The 26,625-nt window shown below is 65.4% G+C and carries 20 protein-coding genes; 12 read left to right on the plus strand and 8 right to left on the minus strand.

The window, feature by feature from the left end; genetic code table 11:
• From BCF74_RS15425 to BCF74_RS15435, 3 genes are all read left to right on the plus strand, one after another.
• On the plus strand, window positions 1–285 hold a 285-nt coding region (locus BCF74_RS15425), incomplete at its 5' end, for a transposase (protein WP_177426671.1).
• A 119-nt stretch (window positions 286–404) separates the two neighbouring features.
• Complete coding sequence (locus BCF74_RS15430) at window positions 405–746, plus strand: hypothetical protein (protein ID WP_106298845.1); 342 nt, start codon at window positions 405–407, stop codon at window positions 744–746.
• Window positions 743–1,231 carry a hypothetical protein gene (locus tag BCF74_RS15435; protein ID WP_106298846.1) on the plus strand — a complete coding sequence of 163 codons (489 nt, stop codon included), beginning with the start codon at window positions 743–745 and terminating at the stop codon, window positions 1,229–1,231. The genes BCF74_RS15430 and BCF74_RS15435 overlap by 4 nt, the downstream gene beginning before the upstream one ends.
• On the opposite strand, the gene BCF74_RS15440 is transcribed toward BCF74_RS15435, so the two are convergent.
• From BCF74_RS15440 to BCF74_RS15460, 4 genes are all read right to left on the minus strand, one after another.
• Window positions 1,212–1,736, minus strand: coding sequence for a mycothiol transferase (locus BCF74_RS15440; RefSeq protein ID WP_106298847.1), 525 nt, complete (start codon window positions 1,734–1,736; stop codon window positions 1,212–1,214). The genes BCF74_RS15435 and BCF74_RS15440 overlap by 20 nt on opposite strands.
• A 95-nt stretch (window positions 1,737–1,831) precedes the next feature.
• Window positions 1,832–2,359, minus strand: a complete 528-nt coding sequence (locus tag BCF74_RS15445; RefSeq protein ID WP_146133006.1) for a hypothetical protein — start codon at window positions 2,357–2,359, stop codon at window positions 1,832–1,834.
• A 65-nt stretch (window positions 2,360–2,424) separates the two neighbouring features.
• Window positions 2,425–3,672, minus strand: a complete 1,248-nt coding sequence (locus tag BCF74_RS15450) for an exonuclease domain-containing protein (RefSeq protein WP_106298849.1) — start codon at window positions 3,670–3,672, stop codon at window positions 2,425–2,427.
• A gap of 577 nt (window positions 3,673–4,249) precedes the next feature.
• Window positions 4,250–5,029 carry an aminoglycoside phosphotransferase gene (locus BCF74_RS15460; protein ID WP_106298862.1) on the minus strand — a complete coding sequence of 260 codons (780 nt, stop codon included), beginning with the start codon at window positions 5,027–5,029 and terminating at the stop codon, window positions 4,250–4,252.
• 195 nt (window positions 5,030–5,224) lie between these two features.
• On the opposite strand from BCF74_RS15460, the gene BCF74_RS15465 reads away from it, so the two are divergent.
• Window positions 5,225–6,172, plus strand: a complete 948-nt coding sequence (locus BCF74_RS15465; RefSeq protein WP_146133007.1) for a hypothetical protein — start codon at window positions 5,225–5,227, stop codon at window positions 6,170–6,172.
• Window positions 6,173–6,175: 3 nt separating this feature from the next.
• Here the strand turns inward: BCF74_RS15465 and BCF74_RS15470 are convergent, their stop codons facing one another.
• Both BCF74_RS15470 and BCF74_RS15475 read right to left on the minus strand, forming a co-directional pair.
• Entirely contained in the window at window positions 6,176–7,069 is an 894-nt protein-coding gene (locus tag BCF74_RS15470; RefSeq protein WP_170070272.1) for an HNH endonuclease, read from the minus strand.
• 85 nt (window positions 7,070–7,154) lie between these two features.
• Window positions 7,155–9,014: a DUF2075 domain-containing protein gene (locus tag BCF74_RS15475; protein ID WP_106298853.1), complete on the minus strand. Its 1,860-nt coding sequence runs from the start codon at window positions 9,012–9,014 to the stop codon at window positions 7,155–7,157.
• A gap of 117 nt (window positions 9,015–9,131) precedes the next feature.
• On the opposite strand from BCF74_RS15475, the gene BCF74_RS15480 reads away from it, so the two are divergent.
• Window positions 9,132–9,527 carry a nucleotide pyrophosphohydrolase gene (locus BCF74_RS15480; protein WP_245889401.1) on the plus strand — a complete coding sequence of 132 codons (396 nt, stop codon included), beginning with the start codon at window positions 9,132–9,134 and terminating at the stop codon, window positions 9,525–9,527.
• An 80-nt stretch (window positions 9,528–9,607) separates the two neighbouring features.
• Here the strand turns inward: BCF74_RS15480 and BCF74_RS15485 are convergent, their stop codons facing one another.
• Window positions 9,608–10,189 (minus strand): DUF6642 family protein, encoded by a 582-nt coding sequence (locus BCF74_RS15485; RefSeq protein WP_106298854.1) that lies wholly within the window; start codon window positions 10,187–10,189, stop codon window positions 9,608–9,610.
• 143 nt (window positions 10,190–10,332) lie between these two features.
• Between BCF74_RS15485 and BCF74_RS15490 the strand changes: the two genes are divergently transcribed.
• From BCF74_RS15490 to BCF74_RS15520, 7 genes are read left to right on the plus strand one after another with little or no spacing between them, the layout of a single operon-like run.
• Entirely contained in the window at window positions 10,333–13,623 is a 3,291-nt protein-coding gene (locus tag BCF74_RS15490; RefSeq protein ID WP_106298855.1) for a DEAD/DEAH box helicase, read from the plus strand.
• A gap of 25 nt (window positions 13,624–13,648) precedes the next feature.
• Window positions 13,649–17,071: a helicase-related protein gene (locus tag BCF74_RS15495; RefSeq protein ID WP_245889402.1), complete on the plus strand. Its 3,423-nt coding sequence runs from the start codon at window positions 13,649–13,651 to the stop codon at window positions 17,069–17,071.
• The gene (locus BCF74_RS15500; protein WP_106298856.1) at window positions 17,071–19,932 is read left to right on the plus strand and encodes a DUF1156 domain-containing protein; all 2,862 of its coding nucleotides are present in this window, start codon (window positions 17,071–17,073) and stop codon (window positions 19,930–19,932) included. The genes BCF74_RS15495 and BCF74_RS15500 overlap by 1 nt, the downstream gene beginning before the upstream one ends.
• 3 nt (window positions 19,933–19,935) lie before the next feature.
• On the plus strand, window positions 19,936–21,777 hold the full coding sequence (locus BCF74_RS15505; protein ID WP_106298857.1) for a GmrSD restriction endonuclease domain-containing protein: 1,842 nt from the start codon (window positions 19,936–19,938) through the stop codon (window positions 21,775–21,777).
• A gap of 1 nt (window position 21,778) precedes the next feature.
• Window positions 21,779–25,117 (plus strand): Swt1 family HEPN domain-containing protein, encoded by a 3,339-nt coding sequence (locus BCF74_RS15510; RefSeq protein WP_106298858.1) that lies wholly within the window; start codon window positions 21,779–21,781, stop codon window positions 25,115–25,117.
• Between the two features lie 5 nt (window positions 25,118–25,122).
• Window positions 25,123–25,632: a GNAT family N-acetyltransferase gene (locus BCF74_RS15515; protein ID WP_106298859.1), complete on the plus strand. Its 510-nt coding sequence runs from the start codon at window positions 25,123–25,125 to the stop codon at window positions 25,630–25,632.
• Window positions 25,633–25,684: 52 nt separating this feature from the next.
• A complete protein-coding gene (locus BCF74_RS15520) occupies window positions 25,685–25,963 on the plus strand; it encodes a type II toxin-antitoxin system TacA family antitoxin (protein WP_106298860.1) in 279 nt (92 codons plus the stop codon).
• A gap of 45 nt (window positions 25,964–26,008) precedes the next feature.
• On the opposite strand, the gene BCF74_RS15525 is transcribed toward BCF74_RS15520, so the two are convergent.
• Entirely contained in the window at window positions 26,009–26,287 is a 279-nt protein-coding gene (locus BCF74_RS15525) for a hypothetical protein (RefSeq protein ID WP_106298861.1), read from the minus strand.
• Window positions 26,288–26,625: the final 338 nt, after the last annotated feature.

A 26,625-nucleotide genomic window follows, 5' to 3' on the forward strand; every position in this document is an offset into this window, starting at 1 on the left:
CCGAAGGAGATCTGGCGCCAGATCTGGTCGAACAACCCCAACGAGCGCCTCAACCGAGAGATCCGCCGCCGCACCGACGTCGTCGGGATCTTCCCCAACCGCGAGTCCGTGATCCGGCTCGTCGGGGCCGTCCTCGCGGAGCAGCACGACGAATGGGCCGAACAACGCCGCTACCTCGGCCTCGAAGCCCTCAAGAACGCCCGCGCCGTGCTCATCGCCCGCGAGGGACAGGCCGGGAACGAGGAGGTGACCACCGAGCTGATCGCCGGCGCCATCAACGCCTAAACCACAACCCTCGACGGATCACCGTCGTACACCACCGATCCGGACTTGACCTCCAGTCCTACTCCTTCGACGGCGGGCTGGGGGTGGCAAACGGCTGGGTCGAAACGGTGTCAGCATCTGTGGATGCTGCGGAACTGGGGGCCGTGATCCGCAGCGGACTCGCGCACTCCGAGCAGGACTATCAGGCGCCAGTGATCACTCGGGACCGCACGGGTTCGCCGGTGGCCCAAGCGTTGGGTCTTGCCAGTTTTGACGCCATGATTCGTGCTGGAGCGCTAGCGGTCACGGTCTTCCGACGAAACGAGTGGCTCAAGGTGGAGTCGACGACAACCGACCGCACAGCTTTCGCGGTCCAACCAAGCAACTGGACCACCACGTTGCCTGCCGACAGCGACGTGACCACCGTGGGTGAGGCCGTCCTGAAGGCACGCTCGCACAGCACGGTGGACTTCAGCCGATGAGGTACGAGATCTATCAGCAGGTGACTGCCACGTTCATCGACGAGCAAGTCGCCCTTCAGGCGTGGGACTTCTGCGGTGGGCTCGGAATGGCGAACTCATGGGTCGTCACTCTCGACGCAGCCGTGGACGACTCGACTCTGGGGAAGGTCGTTCGCGAGGGCTTGAGCCGTGCCCGTCGGGATCCTCCAGAGGACGAGCCCCGACCCGAGTGGGGTCTCGTCTCGAAGGCGCTCGGCTTCCGCAGCGAAGGGGCTCTCACCCGGGCGGGCTCGTTGATCGTGCGCGTGAGCCGACTCGACGACATCATCAAGGTGCGTGCGCAGACCACCGAGTGGGGTGGCTCCAGTGCCACGACGCAGAACTGGCGCGTCACCATCGACGAGTCCAGCGACGACACGACGCTCGGGCGCGCCGTCCGTGAAGCACGCGAGCACTGCATCCCTTGGCGTCCCCGCAAGAGGAAGGTCAGCGGGCGCGCTCCATGAGGCCGCCGACGTATTCGGCCTGACCGAGGTGCTTGGCCGCGTCGTCGATGACGGACACGAGCCGCGTGGCCGCGGTCACCGGCGGATCCCAGTTCTCGTCGATGACCTCGGCCAGGTCATCGAGCGCGACCGTGTCGACGTAATCGACCGTCATGGCGTGGACGGCCTCGTGGTACTCGGTGAGCAGCGCCGGGTCCTCGACCCGGAAATCGCCGACCTCGGACGGTGACATGCCATAGCCCGTCGCGTCACCGGCATACGGAAGGTTGAAGCGTTGCGCCCAGCCCTGCTCGGTCCACACGGAACGACGGCCGGCAAGCTGCCCGACCTGCTCGTCCTGCTGGCGCGCGAGGTGCCAGACGAGCCAGGCGATGGAGTTGGCGTCGGCGTCGGGGCGCCAGAGCAGGTCTTCGGTGGTGAGGCCGTCGAGGGCCTCGGGCACGCAGTCGTGGGTGCGCGCGAACCCGTCGCGCAGCACGCTTCTCGCCATGTCGATGTCGCTCATGGGTTCACTGTGCCCCGCTGGCAGTCGCCCGACACGTGTGCGGGACGACTCGTATGCCGTCCGCGCGGCTCGTGCGACCGCGGGCTTTGCGCACCTCAGCGGCGCGAACCCCACTCCTCGTGCCAGTAGCGCGCGTTCTCACTGCCGACCCGGATGACCTCGTCCGGAGTTGGCGGTGCGGGCCACAGCTCGAGGAGGTAGCGGTCGACGATGCCGTCGGCGAACTCGTTCGCGTGCCCGGCGTCGCGCCCCTGGCTGCTGAAGCGGACGCGGTAGATGCCGGGTGGGAGATCGAGCGGGCCGGAGGTCTCGGCCGCCCAGGTCACCCACTGCACCGTCGAGCCGTCCGGGACGTCGATCGATGCCTCGACGACGTCCTCCCACTCCTCCGCCGGCTCGCCCGGTTGCTCGTCGTGGAGGTCGATGCGCAGGTGGGATCCACCGGAGCGACGCCCGAAGGTCAGGTACACGCCCACAGGCCGGTTCGCGACCCCGAGGATCCCGTTGGCCTGGTCGGCAAAGACGTTGTCCGCGTCGCCGTCGAACACCGGCCCGTTGGCGGACCACTCGATCTCGAACTGTCCGTAGTCGGTCTGCACGACGTCGTCATAGAGGGTGCGCATGACCCATGCGAGCACGCCCCGATGGGCTGGCACAAGAGTGGCGACCGAGTGCTGGCCGCCGCTCGCTACCGGTTGCGGAGCTCAGCGAGCAGCCGCTCGAAGGCGGCCTCGGTGATGATAGGTATGCCGTACGTGCGCGCCTTGTTGGCCTTGCCGCTGAGTGAGTTGGGGTCGGCAGCCACGACCACCTTGGTCTTCTTCGTGACCCCGCCGGGATCAAGGCCCACCTGCCGAGCACGGGCCTCCCACTCATCTCGTTCTCGGACCATGTCGCCGGTGAACACCACGCGGTCACCGGGTTCCAGGGCGATTCCCGTGCTCTCGATGGCGTCGCCCGAGGTGTGACGCCCCTGCCCTGCGTCGAGCGAAGCGCGAAGGGCAGCCTCGACGTCAGTGCTTCGCAGACCCAGCATGAAGGCGACTCGCTCGAGGTCGGCCCGCTCCTCCGCTGTCACGATGTGGTCTTCCAACGCCACTTCTGCCATGGCGCGGAGGTAATCGGCGTGCAGGTCCAAGACCTGTCCACGAGTGAGGCCAGCTTCCGTCGCGACCCCAACGAGCTCACTCTTCTCGTGCTCGGCCAGGAACCCGTCGAGCATCGCCATCTCGAGAGTGGCGAGATACGAGTCGACGCGAGCGTCCGCAGCGCGCGGCATCCGGGACACGATGCGGTCGAGCCATTCGTCCTGCCGGACCGCCCGTACCTCCGTGCGGCGGGTCATCCGGAGCTCGGGATACGTCCCGCTGAACGTGGGCCATCCATAGCCGCGGGTCGTCGCCAGGGTGTCCACCCACGGCGGCTGGTAGTCCGACGTCTTGAGGTAGTGGCCCAGAAGTTGAGCAGTGGCCAGAGCGTCGGCTGCAGCCGAATGCGCCTCCGTGAGCGCGATCCCACCGGCACGACAGCAGTCGACCAAGCGCCGACTGGGTGCGTTGAGGTAGGCGGTCGACCACTGCATCGTGCAGACGCCGCTGAGCGGCAGGTCGCGGAGCGGCACGCCGGATCGAACCATCTCCGCAGCGAGGAACCGGAGGTCGAAGTTCGCGTTGTGGGCCACGGTCGTCCTGCCAGCGACAGCGCGCAGGATGTAGGGGGCCAGCTCGGCGAACGTCGGGGCGTTCGTGACGTCGGACGCCGAGATGCCATGGATGCGAGTCGGTCCCACGTCCCGCTGCGGATTGACCAATGTCGACCAGCGGTCCTGGACCTCCCCACGGTCCGAGACATAGACGACACCGATCTCGACGACCCGATCACCACGATCAGGCGACAGTCCTGTCGTCTCGACATCCACCACGGTGTAGCCCGTCATGCCGGTTGCCCCTTCGCTCCCCTGTCTTGCACGGCGTCGGTTGCCGTGAGGTCATCGTGCCCGACGTCCAGGTGCCGGGTCTCAAGGTTGTGATAAGCCGCTGGTGACGATGTCGCGGGTGACTCGGTGGTACCGAGCCTCATTCCTCGTACTTGCGACCGGCGTGCCACTCCGTGCCGGCACTCCAGAAACCTCTCGAGTTTTCAGCGGAGGCGCGTTCGCCTGACATCGACTCGCGCACGGCTCCCCACAGTCCCCGCGTGGACCGGATCACCCGGACCTTTCGCGTTCGCGACCCCGACCGGCGACTCCCGCCGGCCGGCGTGCTGGTCACCTTCGAGGGCGGGACCCGAAGCCCTTGGACGGTGCAGAACGCGCCACCCTTGACCTGGTGCTTCTGGATGACATTTTTCTTCGAGAGAACGAGATTCTTGCCGCACCCCGGACACCTACCGCGCCTGGGCCCGGACTCCGCCATGGACGCCCCCTGTCGTTCGGCCACGGACGAGTTCCGCGACAGCCAGCCAGTCCTGCACTGGCTACTTGAAGTCTAGTAGTGCCCGGGTGGATCACACATTCAGCCGACCAGGCTGCGGACACAGTCGACATCGGGCTCGAGGTCACTGAGGAGCCGGAAGATCACGGATCGGATCATCGCTTGGCGGCGCGCGCCAGTCGTCCAGTCGGTCATCGCTGCGGGGTCGGCGCCCAGCCACATGACGGCGTCCAGAACGCACGTCGCCTCCGCCCACAGCGCCGGTCGCCAGAACGGTGCCATGTCGATGACGAACGGGATGCCGTCGGCGTCGAGGAGCACGTTGCCGGCGAGGTCGCCGTGGACGAGCTGGTTCGGGCCGAGGTCGGTGTCGTCGTGCTGGTCGAGGAGTTCGTGGACGAGCGGCTGGATTGCTGCCGGTATGCCGGTGGGCGCGGCGTCGCCGAACGCGATGCGTTCTGCGCGCGCCCAGCGGTTGTCGATGTGACGTATGCCGTCCGGCTCGGTGGGCGCTGCGCTGGCGAGTCGCGCGTGGAGGAGGTGGCTGGTGGCGCGAAGGGTGTCAAGGTCGCGGCACTCGGTGGTATCAGGCTCGAATCGTGTTGCGCCCCAGCCGTCGACGACCCACCGGCCGTCCCTGGTGGGGATGGGCATGGCGAGCCGGAGCGCTCGGGGACGCTCGTGATCGAGCTGCGCGGAGAGCGGGGCGAGGATCGGGTTCAGCCACGAGTCGGTGGCTTCGTCGCGGCCCGGTGAGAGGACGAGGTCACCGGCATGGACGCTGTGTCCCTGGCCTCCGGCGAGCGGGATCGGGCGCGCCGGCACCGCAAACAGGTCGAACACCTCAGCACCCGGCAGCATGTACACTCGCGACAACTACTCGTTTGGGGGTCTCGCGTGCGTTCCGCATCCATCTTGAAGATCACGCCACCACTTGTTCTCGCGGCAGCACTCTCCGCATGCGGAGGGGGAGGCTCTGACTCGTCACCCGAGTCGGCAGAATCCGCGCCAAACGTCAGCGCTTCCGCCTCAGCACCAAAGGAACTCGGAACGATCGTGAAGGCAGGGTTCGGTCAGCGCGATGAGTATGTCTGGGTTTCGGCTGTTGTGCGCAATAACTCGACGTACGTGGGGCAGACCGTCACGGTCAATTTCAACGTGCTCGATGACAAGGGTGCGGTGCTGAAGTCCGGATCACAGGTCGAGGGCTTCTCCCGCCCTGAGGGTGAGCATGTAGTGGGAACGCAGCTCGACCTCGCGCCTGGGCAGAAGGCAGCAAAGGTTGAGGCAACTCTTGACGTCGAGGCGGTTGGCGCCTTCAGTGACAAGCCGTTCCCGGAGCTTCCGACGTCCAAGGCGAAGATTGAGAAGTCCGAGTTCGGTGGCGTCCAAGCCAGCTTCGAAGTCTCGAACCCCACCCAAGAAGTGATCAAGGACGCGCGCATCGGCTTGGCCTGTCTGGACTCTGCCGGCAAGGTCATTGGTGGCGCTGCTGACTTCCCTGAGCTCATCCCGGCTGGCGGCAAGATCCGGGTCGACGCTGACGTGATCGCGTCGTCTCAGCCGGCCGACTGCACCGTGTTCGTGGGCGCACCTTCGGACTGGGAGGGGAACGCCGCTGCACCGTCGGCGTCCGCTCAGGCCCCAGCCACGTCGGCAGAGAATGCGTTCAAGACGTGGATCGATCAGTTCACGAAAAAGGATTGGTCAGCGCAGTACGACACTATGGTCAGTCCTCAGAAGAAGCTGCTGTCCAAGGCTGACTACGTGCGTTGCAGGAACTCCGAGGCGGTGCCCTCGATCAAGTGGTCGAAGGCGCTCAGTGCAACTGACGTAGGCCCCACGGACATCCCTGGGACTGACAAGAAGGTTCCGGCCACGAAGGTGTCTGCACAGGTCATAGTGGACGGCCTTGCCGCACCGATTGATGCCCACATGTATGCCGAGGATGGGCAGTGGAAGTGGTCGATGAGCCAGGAGAACGTGGACAACTGCGTGAAGTAGCTGTCAGTCACCTCCGTTGGCGTGGTACCACGAGCACGCAGAATTGTGGGCAGCGAGGTACGCGTGCGCGGGTCGCTGTGTGGCGGACGTGGGGACGCTGATAGGTCTGCCGTCGAGCATTCGGTAACTGGAGTCCTGAACCTCGGGCGCGATGCGCACCCTCGCGTCGTCGGCGCCAATCGTGAGCAGTTTGAGGTCGAACAGCGTGTGGATGTCAGCGCGAAGCAGGACCCCGTTCGACACAGAGTCGGTGTGGTCTCCGCGATAGTCGCAGATGTGCGCCGCCTCGAGAACGCCCTCGGTGGAGGCTCCGGTCACTGCGCACCGGCGGTCGTACGCCTCTAGCAGTGCGTCTCGGAACGGCCCGCGTCCTCTGCGGAGCACCACTGAGGCAGGGACCCGCACTCGCCGATCCTCGACCATGAGCTCAACGTCGAGGTCCTCCCTGTGGTCTTCCCGCACCACATTGAGGGCTTGGGCGTATGGATCTCTTGTGATTCCCAGTCGGCGTTCCAGCCATGGCACCCCGGACTCGGGGATCAGGGTCACGGGGTTGAGGCGGCGGGGCGCGGAGGTTCCTTGGACCACCTCTGACCAGCTCAGCCGGACAACTGGTAAGTCTTCGAAGTCTGTAAGGCCAATGCGGTAGCGGTAGCCGCCACGACGCGAGTCTTCGGACGACCAAGCATGAGCAACATCGTCGGCCAGCGTCTGTTGCTCAGTGGTCACGCGAGCTCGTCCCAAGAAGGCCGCTTGGCTGCCGGTCGTCCGAAAGTAGACGGTGTCTCCGGGGCCGAGTCCGTTCCAGTGCTTCTGGAGGTCCCAGAAGCCGTTGCGCTTCGCGTAATCCCAGTGTTGGGGTGCGTGGTAGTCGATCAAGATCACGCGTGTGGCCATGCCGAGCCTCTCGAAGAGGCGGGGAGGCATGTCCGGCGTGGAAGCCTGTCGATCCGCGAGTTGGGTGGGTCAGATCAGTGCGAGGTCAGGTCAATGAGGCGATATGTCGGAGCGTCTCGGGGTCCGATGAGTAGATGCCGACGCCCTGCATGCCGCGAGTGAGCAGCACCTTGTAGACGTTGCGAACCAGTCGGTCGAAGTCGGCGTCGGGCACTTGGGTGCGACTTCGCAGTGCAGCGTCCTTGTTGGCGTCGCGCACGATCCGCCACGAATCGCCTCGCCACACGAGGTCGGGCCCGAAGATGACTCCGGCGAAGTCGTACTCGAAACCCTGAGCCGTATAGATGCAGCCGACTTGGCCGAATCCGGCCGGGTCGGTCGCCCAGAGCGGAGCAGGCGGCGCACCGCCAACTGCCCTGTCTCCCTTGAGGTTCCACGGTCGGGACCAGTCGCCGATCTGCACGTCGGGAACGAGCGACCCGTCAGGACGCGGGTCGCTCCACGGCCATGAGTAGCCTGCCGTCATCCGTGCACCGAAGCCGGCGGACTGCTTCGCGGCCAGCCACGCCTCCAGCTCCTGCGGGCTCTCCATGACCTCGACGGTGAACCGGTCGTCGCCCGGCCACCGGTGCGCCTCCGCACCGCCCAGACCGAGCAGGCCCTCGACCCAGCGGATGTACTCCAGCGACCCACCCGAGCGGAACTGGTCCTCGAGGTCGATCTGCATGACGTCGATGCCTCGCTGCGCGGCCGCTGCGCGGATGTCGGCCACTGTCCCCATCTCACCGGGCCGCACGACCTGGTACTGGTCGAGCAGGAACACGGGCGTCCGCGCCACCGACAGCAGCTCGTCGATCTGCGGGCGACCGGTCCGCATCTCCGCACGCGTGTACCGGTTCACCGACGTCTCCCGGATGCGGTGCGCCTCATCGAGGATCACGCAGTCGAGCGAGTTCGGCTCCATCGCCATGAACGAGTTGAAGTACAGGAAAGCCTTGCGGACGCGAGGATTGCGCGCAGCCGCCACCTTGCGCAGCGTCTTCGTGAACGACTGCGACCCGGTCGCGTGGATGACGGTCCGGCCCTGTCGCCCGAGCTCACCCATCAACGACAGGGCGATGACGCTCTTGCCGCTGCCCGGGCCACCGGAGATCACCACAGCGGTCTTGGTGTTCGACTGCGAAGCTTTGCGGACGGCATACAAGACGTAGTTGTAGGCGTCGCGCTGCTCGTCGAGCAGGGTGAACATCTCGCGCCGCTGTACCTCGTCGGCAGCAACGGCCATGAGCTGGCGCGAAGGCCGAATCGCGCTGCCCAACAACAGATCCGCCGCGTCCGCACCGCTCTGAGGCGCGAAAACGTCCTGCAGGTAGTCACGCAGTTCGCCACGCCGCTGACCGGTGAACAGTCGGCTCGCCGGCGTCGTCGGCGCCGTGAGCAGATCGCCAACTCCGTGGTCGGTGGCGTTGTGCAGGTACGCCAGGCCGCGCACCGCCCCTGCGTCGTCCGCGAGTGACGCCGTGAAGTCGGTGAGGTAGTCGACGTAGCCGGAAACCTGCGCCCCGGGGTGGGTGGTCGGTCGCGTGCCGTAGCCGCCGACGAGGACGAGCTCGTCGCTGTCCTCGAAGCGTTCCGCTTCGGTCCATTGCTTCAGCTCGACCACGACGTATGCCGGCCGGCTGGTTCTGCGGTCGACGCCCGCGAGGATCACGTCGGCGCGCTTGCTCGTCAGCGGGAGCTGGAACTCGACGAGCATCTCGACACCGGACAGGCCGGCATCGCGGAGGTCCGCGGCGAGGACGGGCAGGCTGCGGGACCAGGAACGTCGCTCTCCCGGAGAAGGGAAGCGGCCCGTCGAGTGCTTCATCTGCTCTGCGAGCCGCTCTTCGAGGTGCAGTTCGAGCGCCGAGAACTCGCCGGCGGCGCAGCGCAGCAACGACGACACAGGAGGCTCCCGGACAGCACGACATGAGCGTGCGGGGAGGCGTGTCCTGAGTCGGAAGCCCGTCGATCCGCAATGACGAGAGTGACTGTAGTCGGAGGGCCACCTAGGGGCGGGCCAATGGTCAAGGTGTCGCGTGTGGTGAAGGATGCGGGCATGCCGACCGAGCCGTATGCCGTCGCCGACCTTCAGGCGGACCTGCGCGCCTTCCGTGACGCGCGGGACTGGGGCAAGTTCCACGACCCGAAGTCGCTGGTGCTCGCGCTGGTGGGTGAGGTCGGTGAGCTGGCCGAGCTTTTCCAGTGGGTGCCGGCCGACGAGGCGCGAGCCGAGTTCAGCTCGGGTCAGCGGCAGGTCCGGGCGGGTGAGGAGATGGCGGATGTGTTCATCTATCTGTTGAACCTGGCGGATGTCCTCGACATCGACCTGCTGGATGCGGCGCGACAGAAGCTGGCAGCCGCCGCCGAGCGCTTCCCCGAGTCGCGCCACCAGGGAGTTGCACCCCACAAGTCATGATGAATCCCATGCGGCTGCGGTTCATCGACGCCGCTGGAGCTGTTCCGGGTCGAACCGGCCTTTGTGTGCTTGGGCGACGCTCAGTCCTGGGCGCGCAACACGTGCGTGGACGTGGACAGGACGAACTTGAGGTGTCGCGCAAGCTCACCGTGCCGCTTCGCCACCCTCTTGAATACGGTCGACGGTCGCCCTGAGTGATTCGCGATCTCCGGGAGAAGGAGGATGTCAAAAGCAGCGGACTCGAGCCAGTTGACCTCGCGTCGATAGCCCAATACGCCGCGGGCGCCGGTGGCTCTGGCGAACCGCATGACTTCGTCACTGTTGAACAAGGTCAGGCAGGAGCCGAAGTAGATGTAGCGATCTGCGGCCGTGTCTCGAAGTGCAATGGCCAACTCGTCAAGGCCGCTGCGATTCCGGCTCGACCACGTGATGCTGCCCTTGTCCCCGTGAGCGGCGAGGTAGAGGACGCGGTAGTCGCTGTATCGCTTCTGTTTCCATATCCGCAGGTAACGCTGCACCTCCGTCACTGTGGCGACATCGCGATGAATGAACTTGATCTGTGCGAGACGCTCCAGTAGTTCGAGCATCGGCAGCACGCTGTCTCGCGAGCGCAGGTCCGCGCTCCATTCACCTTCCAAGCAGAAGACGCCGTTGGCGCTCATGAGTCGGACCTCCGCTTCCTGGACATTGAGGGCTCCGACGGAATTTCACCACTGGAGGACACATTTGTGGAACGCCTAGCAGCGCGAGGTTGTCTACGGGCATGATGACGGTCAGTTGAGGAGTCGCGATCTAGGGGATCGGTATGAAGCGCGCTGAGAGGAAGCGCCTGTCGGCGATCCTGTCGGACCTTCGTGGCTTGGTGGACCTCGCCGGACGGGTGCGCCAGCTCGCCAGTCACATGCCGGTGTCGCACCGTGCGAACTTGGATGAGTACTCGCTGTGGCTGCTTCGTGAACTGGACGGACTCAACGCGTCCGGGGACCTCGAGCGGGCCGCAACCGCCACCGCATCGAGGTGGTTCTCGAGTACAACGCCTGCGGAGGGAGCGGATCGCGCTGCCAATCGCCTGACCAAGTTCCACACCGGCCTCGGAGAACGTGGCGATCGGCGCCGTATCGAGGCCACGTTGGCCGATCTGCAGAAGCGCGCTTCTGCCGAGTGGGACCAGCTCAACGCCGCGCTGGCCGACGTCGACGCACTCGCCACGAGCCTTCGGAGAGTGCTGGACGACGAATCGCACCTGACCTTCACCACGAGGGTGCTGTCGGTTGCCGAGCGAACTCTTATCGAGGACACCCTTCGTGATCACGCGCCCGATCTGCTGGATGCCCGCCAGATCCTCGACCCAGCAACCTGCCCCGCCGACCGCTGCTCTCGAGCGCACGCGGCGGTTGCGCGGCTGCTCACCAGGCAGGTCACGTTCCGGCGGGACGGCGTTCGGGACCAACTCGATTCGGCAGCGTCCCGAGTCGCGACGGTCCTTCGGACTGAAGAGGAGCAAGCTCAACGACTGATTCAAGAGTCCGAAGCGTTCAAGGGCCAGGCAGGCTCCGCGCTTGCCCTGTCCGGCGACCTGCTTCGGGACGCCACGGCCCGTTTCGACGAGCTGAGGAAGAGCGGCACCGATCTCGCACTGGGCAGCACCGTGACACGACTGATCCCGATCGGACCGGACGCAGAGCTCGCCACCCTTCTGACGTCGGGTCGAGACTTCCGTCTCGCCCCCGAGGCTGCAAAGACCGTGAGTTCGTGCGAGGAGAGAGTGAGCGCCCACCTGACAGCTGCTGCCACGCACATCGACACTGAAGGTCAGTGCTCCCGCGAGCCCGGCTGCCAGCCCGCACACGCTGCGCTCTCCCAGCTGAGGCAGCTCATGCATGCGGAGGTGCCAGCGTGTGAGCGCATCTTGACAGCGATGAACGAGCCGGGTCCCGAGTTCACCAGCTTCGCGGACGACTCGCTTCCCCTGGCACACATCGTGCCTGCCGAATGGCGGCCCACCGAGGTCATCGACAACATCACCTTGACCAGGCTCGTTGACGTCGCGCCCACTGTCACTGAGGCGGAGAAGGTTGCCAAGGCGGCGCTGGCGGAGGCCAAGCGAGCTGCGGAGAAGGTTCGGGCCGCGGACATCGAGCTGTCCCTGCGGGACATGGACCTCGAGGTCCTCAAGAAGGCTGCGGGGTCCGGCGGACTGCGCACGGGCGCCCTATCCAGACATGGGCTGAGGTCGGTCTGGGACGTCCTGCGCGCCAGCAAGCATGGTCAGGAGTCGCTCGCCACCATCCCGGGCATCGGCGATGAGTCGAGCTGGCTTGCGACGCAAGCAGCGTTACGCCTCCACGAGGGGGTCCGCGATGAGACGCCTGTCCGCATCGACGTCAAGGCGAGGCGCGCTCATACGACAACCCTGCTCGCACGACTGCGCGCGTGGGATGGCGCACGCAAGTTCGAGCCCTCAGAGGAAGAGGTCGCGTTGAGCGAGGCGATGCGCCTGCTGTTCAACAAGGTCCCCGAGGGGACGGAGCTGCTCGCCGGCACCGCGGATCCGGCCCCGTCCGTACGCGTCATGGCCGAGAGCATTCTCGCCGGCCTCGCACCCACGGCCCCGACCGATGACGTCTGGACCGACTTCCTCAGCCGGCCGGCTGACTACTTCGGCATGCTGACCGAACTCGGCTTCGTGACCGAGGACGAGCAGAAGATGCACGGCGACCTCCCTGAGGAGATCATCGCCGCGGTCCGTGACCAGGAGCTCAACCGCACCCACCTCACGGCATCGCTGCGCGCCTACCAAGGTTTCGGTGCCCGCTTCGCGCTGGTGCAGAAGCGCATCGTGCTCGGCGACGAGATGGGTCTGGGCAAGACCGTCGAGGCGTTGGCGGTGATGGCCCACCTGCGCGCCACAGAAGGGAGTCATTTTGTCGTCGTCTGTCCCGCGGCGGTCGTGAGCAACTGGATGCGCGAGATCCCGAAACACACCGCCTTGCGTGCCTACCGAGTTCACGGTCAGGACTGGGATCGTCGCCGCGCGTTGTCGAACTGGAGCCGCGATGGCGGCGTCGCGGTCACGACGTACGGCCTCATGCAGCGATTCGCGGATGACCTCGCGACGGCCAACCCCAGCTGTGCCGTTTTCGACGAGGCCCACTACATCAAGAACCCGTTCATCGCTCGGTCCATCGCGTCCGAGGTGCTCATCGACGCAGCCGACCACGCCATCCTCATGACCGGCACGCCACTGGAGAACAGCGTCCAGGAGTTCCGGAATCTCATCGGCTACCTCCGGCCCGACTTGGCCGAGTCGGCACCGGAGTTCCTCGCGTCGAAGTTCCGCAAGCATGTGGCGCCCGCTTATCTGCGGCGCAACCAGGAGGACGTCCTCACCGAGCTCCCCGAGCTCGTCGAGGTCGACGAGTGGGTGGGCTCGAACGACGGCGGGGACTCCTACCGTGATGCCGTCCGAGCCGGTGACTTCATGCTCATGCGCCGCACGGCGATGCTGGTCGAGAAGTCGGTCAAGGTGGAGCGCTTGAAGGAGATCGTTGAGGAGGCCGAGGACAACGGGCGTCGGGTCATCGTCTTCTCCTACTTCCGTGACGTGCTGACGCACCTCGCGAACGTCCTGCCGGGCCAAGTGTTCGGCCCCCTTACTGGGGCCGTCTCGGCTGATGAGCGCCAGCGCATGGTGGACCGGTTCTCCGAGGCGGATGGTGGGGCGGTGCTCGTCGCCCAGATCACGGCCGGTGGGGTCGGGCTGAACATCCAGTCAGCGTCGGTCGTCGTCATCTGCGAGCCACAGCTGAAGCCGACGACCGAGGACCAAGCCGTCGCCCGCGCGCACCGCATGGGTCAGACGACAACTGTCCAGGTCCACCGTCTCCTCACCGAGGGTGGCGTTGACGAGCGGATCCGCGAGATCCTCGCCGAGAAGCGTCAGTTATTCGATGAGTTCGCTCGCGACAGTGTCATTGCCAAGCGTGCTCCCGACGCGGTGGACATGACCGATTCCGAGCTGGCGCGTCAGGTCATCGCGGCCGAGCGGGAGCGCCTGTTCGGCGAACAGGCTTCCGCTGTCAGTGGTGGCTCGTAATGTTTGCCGGCTGTCGACGACAAGGATGTATGCCGTGAAGCTTGAGGAGCTGAAGCCGGGCCTGCGAATTGAGGGCCTCGTGCCGGGCGAGGTGCTGACCGTGATTGCCGTGCAGTGGCATGGAGCGAGCGCCGCGGAACTGACCTACAAGAACTCAGCAGGTGAGCTGGGGCAGCAGGTCGTTCTTCGGCAACATGAGGACTCGATCAGGCTCGCAGCCTCGGGCATGCGCCCCTTCGACGCCGACGCGGGCGACTTCAAGATCGCCGCCGAGGCGCAGCGGATCACCCTCGCAGGACTGTTCGACCCCATGCTCGCCGTAGCGACGAGCGAGGTGCAACCGCTCCCCCACCAGATCCGCGCGGTCTATGGCGAGCTCCTGCCCCGGACACCCCTGCGGTTCCTGCTTGCCGACGACCCGGGCGCCGGCAAGACCATCATGGCCGGGCTCTTCGTCAAGGAGCTCATGCTGCGTGACGATGTCAAGCGCTGCCTCATCGTTGCGCCGGGTGGACTTGTCGAGCAGTGGCAGGACGAGCTGATGTTCAAGTTCGGCCTGCGTTTCGAGATTCTGACCAAGACCTTGGTCGACAGCGTCGTGTCGCTCAACCCGTTCGAGGACAAGCCGTTCCTCATCGCCCGCATGGATCAGCTTTCTCGCAACGAGGAGCTCCAAGCCCAGCTCCGCGACAGCGAGTGGGACCTCATCATCGTCGACGAGGCCCACCGGATGGGTGCGCACTACTTCGGCGGCAAGCTCGAGAAGACCAAGCGCTTCCAGTTGGGCGAGCTCCTCGGCGGGATCACGAGGCACCTCCTCCTCATGACGGCCACCCCGCACTCCGGCAAGGAGGAGGACTTCCAGCTCTTCCTCACCCTGCTCGACAAGGACCGCTTCGAGGGCAAGCGCAAGACGGCCGTCGACACAAGCGGCATCATGCGCCGTCTCGTCAAGGAGGAGCTGCTCACCTTCGAAGGCAAGAAGCTCTTCCCCGAGAGGGTCGCGGAGACCGTCCCCTACAAACTGACCAGCCACGAATACGACCTCTACGAGGACGTCACCGCCTACGTGCGCGAAGGCATGAACCGTGCCGACAGGATCGGCGGCAAGCGCAGGAACACGATCGGCTTCGCCCTGACCGTGCTCCAGCGTCGGCTGGCCTCCTCGCCGGAGGCGATCTATCAGAGTCTCGTGCGGCGCACCAAACGTCTGGAGAAGCGTCGCGCAGAGATCCTCAGCGGCACCTACCGCGACGACACCGTGACCATCGACCTCGACGCGATCGACGAGGACGACCTCAACGCCGACGAACTCGAGAGCCTCGAGGAGGACATCCTCGACGAGGCCACCGCCGCCAAGACCGTGGACGAGCTCGACGCCGAGCTCCTCGAACTCGCCGACCTGACGGCGAAGGCCAAGCGGGTACGGGACAGCGGCGTCGACCGGAAGTGGTCGGAACTGTCGGCGATCCTCCAGGATCACGCCCTGACCACCCACGCGGACGGGCGGCCGCGCAAGCTCATCATCTTCACCGAGCACCGGGACACCCTCGAATACCTCAGGGACCGCATCACGACGTTGGTCGGGCGTTCGGGAGCGGTTCGCGCCATTCATGGTGGCGTCAACCGGAGCGAGCGTCGCCTCATCACCGAGGAGTTCACCAAGAACCCCGACTGCCAGTTCCTCCTCGCGACCGACGCCGCAGGTGAGGGTCTGAACCTCCAGGCTGCTCACCTCATGGTCAACTACGACCTGCCTTGGAACCCCAACCGCATCGAGCAACGCTTCGGTCGCATCCACCGCATCGGACAGACCGAGGTGTGCCGCCTGTGGAACCTCGTCGCCGACAACACGCGCGAAGGCGAGGTCTTCCTGACGCTGCTCGGCAAGCTCGACCAGATGCGGGCGGCATACGGCGGCAAGGTCTTCGACGTCCTCGGTGAGGCATTCTCGGAGACCCCGCTGCGGGCCCTGCTCAAGGACGCCATCCAGTACGGCGAGCTGCCTGAGACGCGGGCCAAGATGCAAGCCGTCATCGACCGCAGCGTCGGTGACGGGCTCAAGGACCTCCTCGACGAGCGAGCGCTCGCCGCGGACCACCTCAGCGAGGCCGACCTCGCCAAACTCCGTGCCGCGATGGACGAGGCGCGAGCGCGCCGACTCCAGCCGCACTACATCGAGATGGCCTTCAAGGCGGCTTTCGCGCGACTGGGCGGTCGCATGGTGAAGCGTGAGCGCGGACGCTACGAGGTCGCCAACGTGCCCGCCCACCTTCGAGCGCACCTCGCACGTCCGGTCGCGCAGCGCTACGAGCGGGTGACCTTCGACCTTGAGTTCGTCCAACCGGACGGTATGCCGCGTGCGGATCTCCTCGCGCCGGGTCACCCCCTGCATGACGCAGTGATGGAGGAGGCCGCGCAGCATCTTGGCGGCGCTCTCAACACCGGGACCGTGTTGATATCGCCGACGGTCGAGCAGCCGCAGCTCCTCGTGGGGGTCATCGAGGAGATCGCCGATGGTACGGGCAAGGGCGTTGCCCGGCGGTTCAGCTACGCCTTCGTCGACGCCATGGGCACCGTCTCCAAGGCCGGCCCCGCGCCCTACCTGGACTGCGTGGCCGCGCCGGCCGCACCGGTCGTCGAGGCCGCTCGGCGCGAGCCGTGGCTGGCCGATGCCGAAGGTGCCGCCTCCTCGTGGCTGATCGCGACGACCCTGCCGGAGTACCTGCAGGAGGTGAGTGCCCGTCGCGGTGCCGAGCTGGCACGGATGCGCGAGCTCGTCACGGCGCGCCTGGAGAACGAACGCGACCGGCTGCTGATGGACGCGACGTTGGCCGCTGAGCAAGAACGCTCCGGCAGGAAGCCCAAGGAGACGCCCGAAAGCCTGACCCGCAAGGCCACAGAGCTGGATCGGCGCCTGCGCCAACGTCTCGCTCTCCTCGATCAGCAGTCGAACATGTCGATGAAGCCGCCGCACGTCGTGACGTCGGCGCTCGTCCTACCCGCGTCCATGCTCGACGGTGAGCTGCCGGCTGGCGTCGCCACCCACGCCGTCGAGACCAAGGCGGTCGAACGCCGCGGCGTGGACCGGGTCATGGCAGAGGAACGCCGCCTCGGTCGCTCACCTGTAGAGCAGGCGTTCAACAACCCGGGCTACGACATCCTCTCGACCGACCCGGCCACGGGTGAGACCTACCGGATCGAGGTCAAAGCGCGCATCGATGGCGCCGACGACTTCTGGGTCACCCACAATGAGGTCATGACCGGCAAGAACGCCCATCCCCGCTACCGACTCGCTCTCGTGCGGGTCGACCCGCGGGGTACGGACTTTGACGACGTGCGATACCTCGACAACCCGTTCGCGACCACCGAGATCGGCGGCTTCGACGCGACGGGCATCCGTGGTCACTGGCACAAGGAGTGGGCGAAGGGCAAGGCGCCGTTCTGATGCGATCCGACACCGCGACATCGACCGCGCCCGCCACCGAGGGAGGCACGCAGACCGTGCAGAAGCGCAAGCTCATCGAGGTGGCCCTGCCACTGGAGGCCATCAACCGCGAGTCGGCCCGGGAGAAGTCGATCCGGCATGGGCACCCGTCGACACTGCATCTGTGGTGGGCGCGCCGCCCGCTGGCCGCGGCCCGAGCTGTGCTGTTCGCGCAGCTCGTGGACGACCCGTCAAGCCACCCGAACCGGTTCCCCACCGAGGAGGACCAGCGCCGCGAGCGGGAGCGACTGCACGGCATCATCGAGCGCCTCGTCGTCTGGGAGAACGTCCGCGACGAGAAGCTCCTCGCCGAGGCGAAGGCGGAGATCATGGCCTCCACCGACAACAACCCGCCGCCGATCCTCGATCCATTCGCCGGCGGCGGCACCATCCCCCTCGAAGCACAGCGACTAGGGCTGGAGGCCCACGCCTCCGATCTCAACCCGGTCGCGGTCCTCATCAACAAGGCGCTCATCGAGATTCCGCCGAAGTTCTCGGGGCAGCAGCCGGTGCACCCGTCGCTGCGCGACGGTCTGGTGTCGTATGCCGGTGCCGAGGGCCTTGCGGCCGACGTGCGTGCGTACGGGCAGTGGATGCGCGACGAGGCCGAGAAGAGGATCGGGCACCTGTACCCGAAGGCCGATCTGCCCGACGGTTCGAAGGCGACCGTGATCGCCTGGATCTGGGCGCGCACTGTGACCTGTCCCAACCCGGCGTGTGGGATCGAGATGCCGCTCGTTCGGTCGTCGTGGCTGGGCAAGAAGAAGGGCAAGGAGGCCTACGTCGTCCCCTCCGTCGTCGGCGATGCAAGCCACCCGAGCGGCCTCCGAGTGAAGTTCGACATCGGTCATGGCCCGAGTGGACCGAGCACGGACGGGACGATGTCGGGCCGCACGGGCGCAGTGTGTGCTGCATGCGGAACCAGCGTGCCCGTCAGCTACATTCGCAGCGAATTCATGGATGGCCGAGGGGGTCAGGCTCTCCTCGCTACCGTCGCCGAAGGCGATAGGCAGCGCATCTACTGTGCCCCCGATGCCGCGCACGTCGAGGCATCGATGGTGAGTCGGCCAGACTCGCCGGTCTCCGGTGCGCTGGCCGAGAACCCTCGCTGGTTTTCACCACCCGCCTACGGTCTGACCGAGTTCTCAGATTTGTTTACGAATCGGCAATTGGTGGCGCTGACGACCTTCAGTGACCTCGTCATGGAAGCCCGCGACCGCGCCCTCCAAGACGCCCTTGCCACCGGCCGCTCCGAAGGCGCCCGACTGTCCGACGCGGGCACCGACGCCGCCGCCTACGCCGACGCCATCGCAACGTACCTAGGGATCGCCGTGAGTCGCATGACCGACTATCAATCATCAGTAGCAGCCTGGTCCAATCATCCAAAGAATGAAGTAATCGTTCACGTGTTCGGTCGTCAGGCCATTCCGATGACATGGGACTTTGCTGAGGGACATCCATTGTCCGGGAAGTCAGGGTCGTTCATGATTATGGTGAGGGCTGTGGCAAACGCTCTCGATCGCTTGCCGTCGTCGGGTGCCCTCGCCGCTTCAGTCCGACAAGCCGACGCTAGTTCAGTCCTGGCAAAGGGATTGCTGTCCACGGACCCCCCCTACTACGATAATATCGGCTACTCGGACCTCTCGGACTACTTCTATGTTTGGCTTCGACGCAGTTTGAGAGAGGTCTATCCACAACTTCTGTCTACCGTATTAGTCCCAAAACATGAAGAACTGGTCGCAAACCCCTATCGTCATGGCGATAAGTCAAGCGCTCGATCGTTCTTCGAGGAGGGCTTTAGGCGCGTATTTATGCGAGCCCGGGTCTCCGCGGACGAGAGATTTCCTATAACCGTCTACTATGCATTCAAACAGTCCGAATCGGGGCTTGACGGCGTATCGACGGGATGGGAGACCCTGCTGGAGGGAATGGTGGGTAGCGGATGGTGCATCACTGCTACCTGGCCAGTGAGAACGGAACTTTCGGGTCGCCTAATCGGCAATCAGACGAACGCCTTGGCCTCTTCGATCGTTCTCGCTCTGCGCCCCCGTCCTGACGCCGCGCCGAATACGGATCGGCGTGGCTTCATCGCGGCACTGCAGGCCGAGCTTCCCGACGCGTTGCGTAATCTCCAGCAGGGCGCCGTCGCCCCGGTCGATCTCCCTCAGGCAGCGATCGGGCCCGGCATGGCGGTCTTCTCTCGGTACGCCTCGGTCGTCGAACCCGACGGGACCCCGATGACGGTGCGTTCGGCACTGGCCCGAATCAACGAGATCCTCGACCAGGTGCTCTCAGAGCAGGAGGGTGACTTCGACGCCACGACCCGCTTTGCCATCGCGTGGTACCGCCAGCACGGCTACGGCACAGGCGTCTTCGGTGATGCCGACAACCTCGCTCGCGCACGGAACACGTCGGTTGAGACCATGGATCGCGACGAGATTCTCACCTCTCGGGCCGGCAAGGTCACCCTCCTCAAGCCGAGCGACCTCAAGGACGACTACGACGTTCTCGCGGATGCGCACACGAGCGCGTGGGAAGCACTCCATCACCTCATCCGAACCCTCGACTCCGGCGGCATCACCGCCGCAGGTCAGTTCCTCGCCGACGCCACCTCCCGAGACGACGGCGCGGTCGAGGCGGACCTCGTCAAGGAGCTCGCCTTCCTCCTCTTCTCCATCGCGGAGAAGAATGGCTGGACCAAGGACGCGCTCGCGTTCAACACCCTGGCGACCTCCTGGCCCGACATCCTCGATGCCTCCCGCGCCGACCGTCCCACCTCATCGACATCCCAGTCCACCTTCACCTTCGACGACGAGGAGTGACCCATGGGCTTCCTGACTCCCATGTATGAACTTGGTGAGTATCTGGCTTGGACACGATCTGGCGATATTCAGTTGCCGGACTTCCAGCGGGGCTACAAGTGGGAGGACGAACGGATCCGGCAGCTGCTCGTCACCGTGCTCCGCGGTCACCCATTAGGGGCAGTCATGCTCTTGAAGACGGGCAACTCGCAGGTGCGCTTCAAACCACGCGCAGTCGAGGGTGTCGATCTGGCAAAGGGGACCGAGGCCAAGTTCCTGCTGCTCGACGGCCAGCAGCGGCTGACCTCTCTCACCCAAGCCCTGAGCGGCGACGGCGTTGTGGCCACCAAAGACAGCCGGGGGAAACTCCTCGATCGCCGCTACTTCGTCCACATGGCCACGGCACTGACCGATGCGTCCCGGGTCGATGAGGCGGTGATCTCGATTCCGGGCGACGGGGTCGTGCGAACAAACTTCGGCAAGGACGTCGTCCTCGACCTCAGTGGTGATGACAAGCAGAGAGAGCACGGGTACTTCCCGCTCAATCTCCTCTATGGGGACTACATGAGCTGGATTCTTGAGCTTGACGACCGCGAGCTGGGCAAGGACTTTCACAAGGCCTTCATCAACCCGGCGACGACCTACGACATACCAGCCATCGTTCTCGACGAAGACACCGACAAAGCTGCCGTCGCCACAGTCTTCGAGAAGGTCAACATCGGGGGTCTTCCGCTCAACGTGTTCGAGCTCCTGACGGCTGTGTTCGCCGGGGACGCCGAGCACTACGCCAAGACTAAGGAGGATTTCCGGCTCAACGATGACTGGAAGGACACTCAACAACACTGGTCTCACCACCCAGTCTTGGCTGTTGTGGAGAGCACAGACTTCCTACAGGCCGTCACGATGCTGACGACGCGCAAGCGCAACCTCGCGGACTGCTCTGATCGGCCTCCCGCTATCTCTGCCAAGCGTGAAGACATACTCAAACTCACCCTGGCCGATTACCTTGAGTGGCGGGACGCTCTCCGTGAGGCCTTCATTTGGGCCGCGACCTTTCTGGCTGATCGGCACATCTTCGGCTCGCGCAACGTCCCCTACGCAAAGCAACTCGTGCCGTTGGCTGCGATCAGGGTTGTGCTGGGAAACGACGCAGACCTCATCGCGGTGAAGGACCGTATCGTAAGGTGGTTCTGGTGCGGTGTCCTTGGCGAACTCTATGGTTCCGCTATCGAGACTCGGTTCGTGCGGGACATTGAGGCCGTGCCAGCGTGGGCCAAGGACGCCACGGCACCAGCACCCCGGACAGTGCAGGATGCAAACTTCACCGAGTCCAGATTGCATTCCTTGCGCACTCGAAACGCCGCAGCCTACAAGGGCTTGGCCGCCCTGATCCTCTCCGGTGGAGCACGCGACTGGATGGAGGACAAGGCTCTCGACAAGGTGCAGTACCTTGACCTGGCCGTCGACATCCACCACGTCTTTCCCCAGAAGTGGTGCGCGGAAAATGGCGTCGATGACGAGCACCGTGAAAGCATCGTCAACAAGACGACGATCAGCGCGCGAACCAATAGGACGATCGGTGGGGACGCGCCGTCTGCCTACCTCGGGTTGATTGAGAATCGCGCGCAGATCAACAGCCAGCGGCTCGATGAGTTGCTCGCGACCCATCTGGTTGACCCGCCAGCACTTCGAGCCGATGACTTCGCTACCTACTTCGCTGCTCGACGAGAGTCACTCTGCCAACTCGTGGAGGCTGCGATCGGCAAGTCCGTGCAGCGCGACATCGGTCAAGGGCTGGCTGCAGAAGACTCCGCGCAGTTCGAACCAGAGGTGCTCGCCAACGAGATGGATGAGGAACTGAACTGAGATGGCGCTGAGCAACAGGGACCGCATCGACCGGATGTTCCAGGCGATGGCACCTGCGATCGACGACTACATCTCGACCGTCATCGGTGCCGTCGACAAGGCCGTTGGCGCTCAGTGGACGAAGCTCGTCCAGGCCAAGGACGCCAAGAAGGCGCCGAACCTCACCAAGAGCTACAGCCCGCTCGACCCGCAGGTGCAGTTCCGGATGCTCACCGAGCACAACATCACCACCGGGGTGAAGCCGGGCTGGTACCCCTTCAGTGACTCGCTCGGCAAGACCGGAGAGTCCTTTGCGAGCGAGCTGCGCGACGTGCGCAACAGGTGGGCACACAACGAGTCATTCACCGACGACGACACCTATCGCGCCCTCGACACCGGCGAACGCCTCCTCCACGTCATTGGTGCCGCCGAAGCCGCCGACGAGGTCCGCGCCATCCGCCTCAACCTGCGTCGACTCACCGCGGACAAAGACACCAAGAAGGCACTCAGGGCTGCCGTCGACAACCCGGCCGGTGACGGGGTCAAGCCGTGGCGCGAGGTCCTCCCGCCCCATGACGACGTCGCCACCGGCAACTTCGCCGCGTCCGAGTTCGCCGCCGACCTCTACAAGGTCGCGACCGGTGCCGAGAGCAACGACGACTATGCCGACCCCGTCGAGTTCTTCAAGCGCACCTATCTCACCGAGGGCCTGACCGACCTCATCGGCTGGGCGGTGAAGAGACTCTCGGGCGACCTCAACGCCAAACCCGTTATCAACCTGCAGACAAACTTCGGTGGCGGCAAGACGCACTCGATGCTGTCGCTGTGGCACGTCGCGGCCGGCCGACCCATCGGCGACTTCCCACAGGCGACCCAGGAGCTCTTGGCCAAGAACGGCTACACGGGTGAGAAGGTCAACAGAGTCGCCATCGTCGGCAACCACCTCTCGCCCACAGGGTCCGTGAAGGACGACGGAACCCACGTCAACACCATCTGGGGTGAGCTGGCCTGGCAACTTGGCGGCGCGGCGGCATACGCGAAGGTCGCGAAGGCGGACGCGGACCGGACCCACCCCGGCAAGGCTCTCCACGACCTGCTCGAGGAATACAGCCCCGCAGTCATCCTCATCGACGAATGGGTGGCGTACGCGCGCTCGCTGCTTGGCCGTGACGACCTGGCCGGAGGCAGCTTCGACGACCAGTTCACCTTCGCCCAGTCACTGACCGAAGCGGCGAAGGGCACCAAGGGCATCCTGCTGGCCATCTCCATCCCGGCCTCGGAGTCCGGAGACGACAGGGAGGTCGTCCCCGGCAACGCCGAGGAGGTCGGTGGCGCGAATGGACTCGAAGCGCTCAAGCGACTGCAGAACGTCGTGCGCCGAGTCGCGGACCAGTGGCGCCCAGCCTCGTCCGCAGAGGCGTACCACATCGTGAAGCAGCGACTCTTCCGCGAGCCGGATGCCGCAGCCCTCTCGGCGATCAGCGTGACGGCGCGCGCCTACGTCGAGATGTATCGCAAGCATCCAGTGGACTTCCCCCGGGAGGTTCGCGAGACGGCATACGAAGACCGCATCAAGGCGACCTATCCGATCCACCCGGAGCTGTTCGACCGACTGTATGAGGAGTGGTCGTCGCTGGAGCGGTTCCAGCGGACTCGGGGAGTGCTGCGCCTCATGAGCACGGTGGTGCACACCCTCTGGACGGGTGAGGACGCCTCGCCCCTGGTCATGCCGGGGTCGATCCCGTTCGCGGCGGCGGCGGTCAACACGGAGGTCGCGCAGTACCTGCACGACTCGTGGAAGGCCGTCATCGACGCGGACGTCGACGGGCCGACGTCCGAACCGGCGCTCATCGACAAGGAGAAGCCCGTCTTCGGGCAACGGTCACTCACCAAGCGCCTCGCGCGGACCGTCTTCTTTGGTGCCGTGCCGACAATCGGGTCGGCGCACAAGGGGATCGAGACCCAGCGCGTCTTCCTTGGCACTGCCGTCCCCGGCGACGTGCCCGGCAACTTCCATTCGGCATTGACACATCTCGGGGATCGTGCGACGTACTTCTACTCCGGGTCCGGCAAGTACTGGTACGACCTGCAGGCGAACATCACCCGCACCGCGAAGGACCAGGCAGAACGGCTCCACCAAGAAGACGTCTTCAAGGAGATCGTCGACCGTTTGCGGGATCAGGCATCCGCGAAGGGCAGCTTCACCGCGGTCCACGTCGGGCCCGAAGACCACGGCGACATCCCGGATCTGGACGAGGCGCGGCTGGTGATCCTGCATCCCAAGGTGGCGTACTCCAAGGTTGAAGGTGAGCAATCGCCTGCCGTCGGGTTCGCCAAAGAGGCGACGGAACGGCGCGGCTCGGGGCATCGCACGCACCGCAACATGCTGGTCTTCCTCGCGGCCGACACGAACCGGCTGGAAGAGCTGGAGGCCGCCACACGGGAGTACCTCGGGTGGTCCCACGTCCTCGAGAACGAGGCTGACCTCGACCTCACTCAGAACCAGCGTGTCCAGGCCGAGACGCGACGCAACCAAGCGAACTCGACCGTGGACGCACGACTGCTCGGAGCGTTCATCTGGGCGTTGACGCCATCGCAGCCGGATGCCAGCCAACCCTTCGCCATCGCCGCAACGAAGGCAGAAGGACAGGCAGAGTCCTTGGCTGAGCGCGTGTCGCGTCGACTCGGCAATGACGGCAACCTCTCGACGCGGCAGGCCGCGCAGAGCATCCGCGTCTCCATCAACAAGGTCCCGCAGATCTGGAAGGACGGGCACGTCTCACTCGGCGCGTTGTGGGATCTCTACAGCACCTATCCCTACATGCCGCGACTCCGTAACCGCGCGGTCCTGGATGACGGGGTGGTCGACCTGCCGATGATCTGGCAGACGGACGCGTATGCGCTGGCCCTCGGATTCGAGGACGGGCGCTATGTCGGGCTGTGGCTGCCGAGCGAGTCGGTCAGTGCGCCTCCCGTCAGCGACAGCCTGTTGCTGGTCCGACCCGATGTCGCGGAGCGGCAGGTTCTCCAGGACGGGGGGATGACAGTCGCGGACCCGAAGCCGACCGACGAAAACGTGACTGTCGTCTTCACGCCGGGGCCGGCGGTCGACGCTCCGCCCAAGGCGACGCCCAACCGGTATTACGGCGTCCGGCACTTGCGGTCGGACCGCATCGCCGGTGACTTCAAGGACGTTGTGGACGAGGTGCTGACGCCGTTGCGTGATGGAGGAGGTCAGGTGGTCGTATCCATCGAGGTCCAAGCGAGGCGGCAGGGCGGGTTCGACGAAGCCACGATCCGGACCGTCTCCGAGAATGCGACCACGTTGAAGTTCGACCAGTCCGGCTTCGAGATCGAGTGAACCGCATGCGGAGCATCGAGATCGTTTCGTTCAGCCGAGCACTCGATCGTTCCGCGTTCTCTTGCGGAAAGCCGGATCTGGACGGGTGGCTCAAGACACAGGCCGGTCAACAGGAGCGTTCAGACAACACGCGCACGTTCGTCGCGGTCGACGGCGAGCTGGGCGTGATCGGGTACTACGCGACGACGACCTACAGGCTGGACCTGGACGACGCTGCTGCAATGCATGGAGTGGCGAAGCGCGTCTATCCCGTCCCAGCCGTGCTGCTCGCACGGCTTGCGGTGGACGTGCGCTGCCAGGACGAAGGCGTCGGACGGCAACTGCTCGTGCATGCGCTGGAGGGCATCGCACAAGCCAGCGAGCACGTGGGGTTCGAAGTTGTCGTGGTGCACGCGATCGATGCTGACGCCGTGACGTTCTATGCCCGGTACGGGTTCATGCGCTTCGCGAGCAGGCAGCTCCATCTGTTCATGACGACGAAGGCGCTCAGGGCGTCGTTCGGGGAAACAACTTGAGCTGTACGTACGAGAGGCGTACGCTGGTGGCTCCTGACACAGGAGATCCGTCATGAGTATGAAGTCCGAACGTCTCAACGTCCGCTGCAGTGCGGACTCCCTCGCGCTGCTGCGCGAGGCCGCGGAGTTGCAAGGGCAGGACATGACGTCCTTCGTCATGGGTGCCGCGCTCGATCGGGCGCGCGCCGTGCTGAGCGAGGACCGCGGGCTGCGGCTTACCCCTGATGAGGTGCTGCAGGTCGAGCGGGCCCTGGCTGCTGACGCGAAGGCGAGCCCGCAGTTGGTGAACCTCATCCGCAGCGTTCGCTCAGCCCAGAACGCTCGCGCCTGACGCAGCTTGGGGTCATTAATACGACTCAGGTTCGCGCTCGCGCATCTACTCGTTAGCGTCCTGCGAGTCGAGAACCTCAAGGATCGCCGAGATCTCATGGTGGCTGCCCTCAGCGCCGGCGTGCCGATCAGCGCGGGCCAAGTAGAAGGCCCATCCACGCAAGAAATCGGTGCCGCACCAGTCCGGGACACGTCCCGTGTGCTCGAAGTGCTCGTGAGCCGGGCGGATGAGCTCGTAGAGCTTCTCAGGGGTCCTCGCCAAACGGTCGTACGCGTTGTACTCATGAATCCACATGATCTGCTCATGGCTCACGCGGTTCGTCATCGTTTGGCTCCATCGGTTCGGACGGGGACTCGTGGATCAACCCGCGGATCTGCTCGAAGATCGGACCAGCCGCTGTCACAACCTAGGCGAGAACATAGCGTTCGGCCCCGAGGGGCAGGGGGGTCACCTCGGGGCCGAACCTGACGCGGCGCGGCGTGGCGGCCGTGCGCTCGGCGTCAGTTCCCGGCCGAAGCCGGGATCTTTGTCCCGGTCAGAGTCGGGAGTCTCCAGTGCCGTACGAACCACTGACGGTGCTCACCGAAATTCCCCAGTTCTGCTCATCGAATCTCCCCACTCTGGGTCGCTCCGCCGCATGAGGCGGGCCTCCCTGGATGCTG

The organism is Knoellia remsis, assembly GCF_003002895.1.
Taxonomy (GTDB): Bacteria; Actinomycetota; Actinomycetes; order Actinomycetales; family Dermatophilaceae; genus Knoellia; species Knoellia remsis.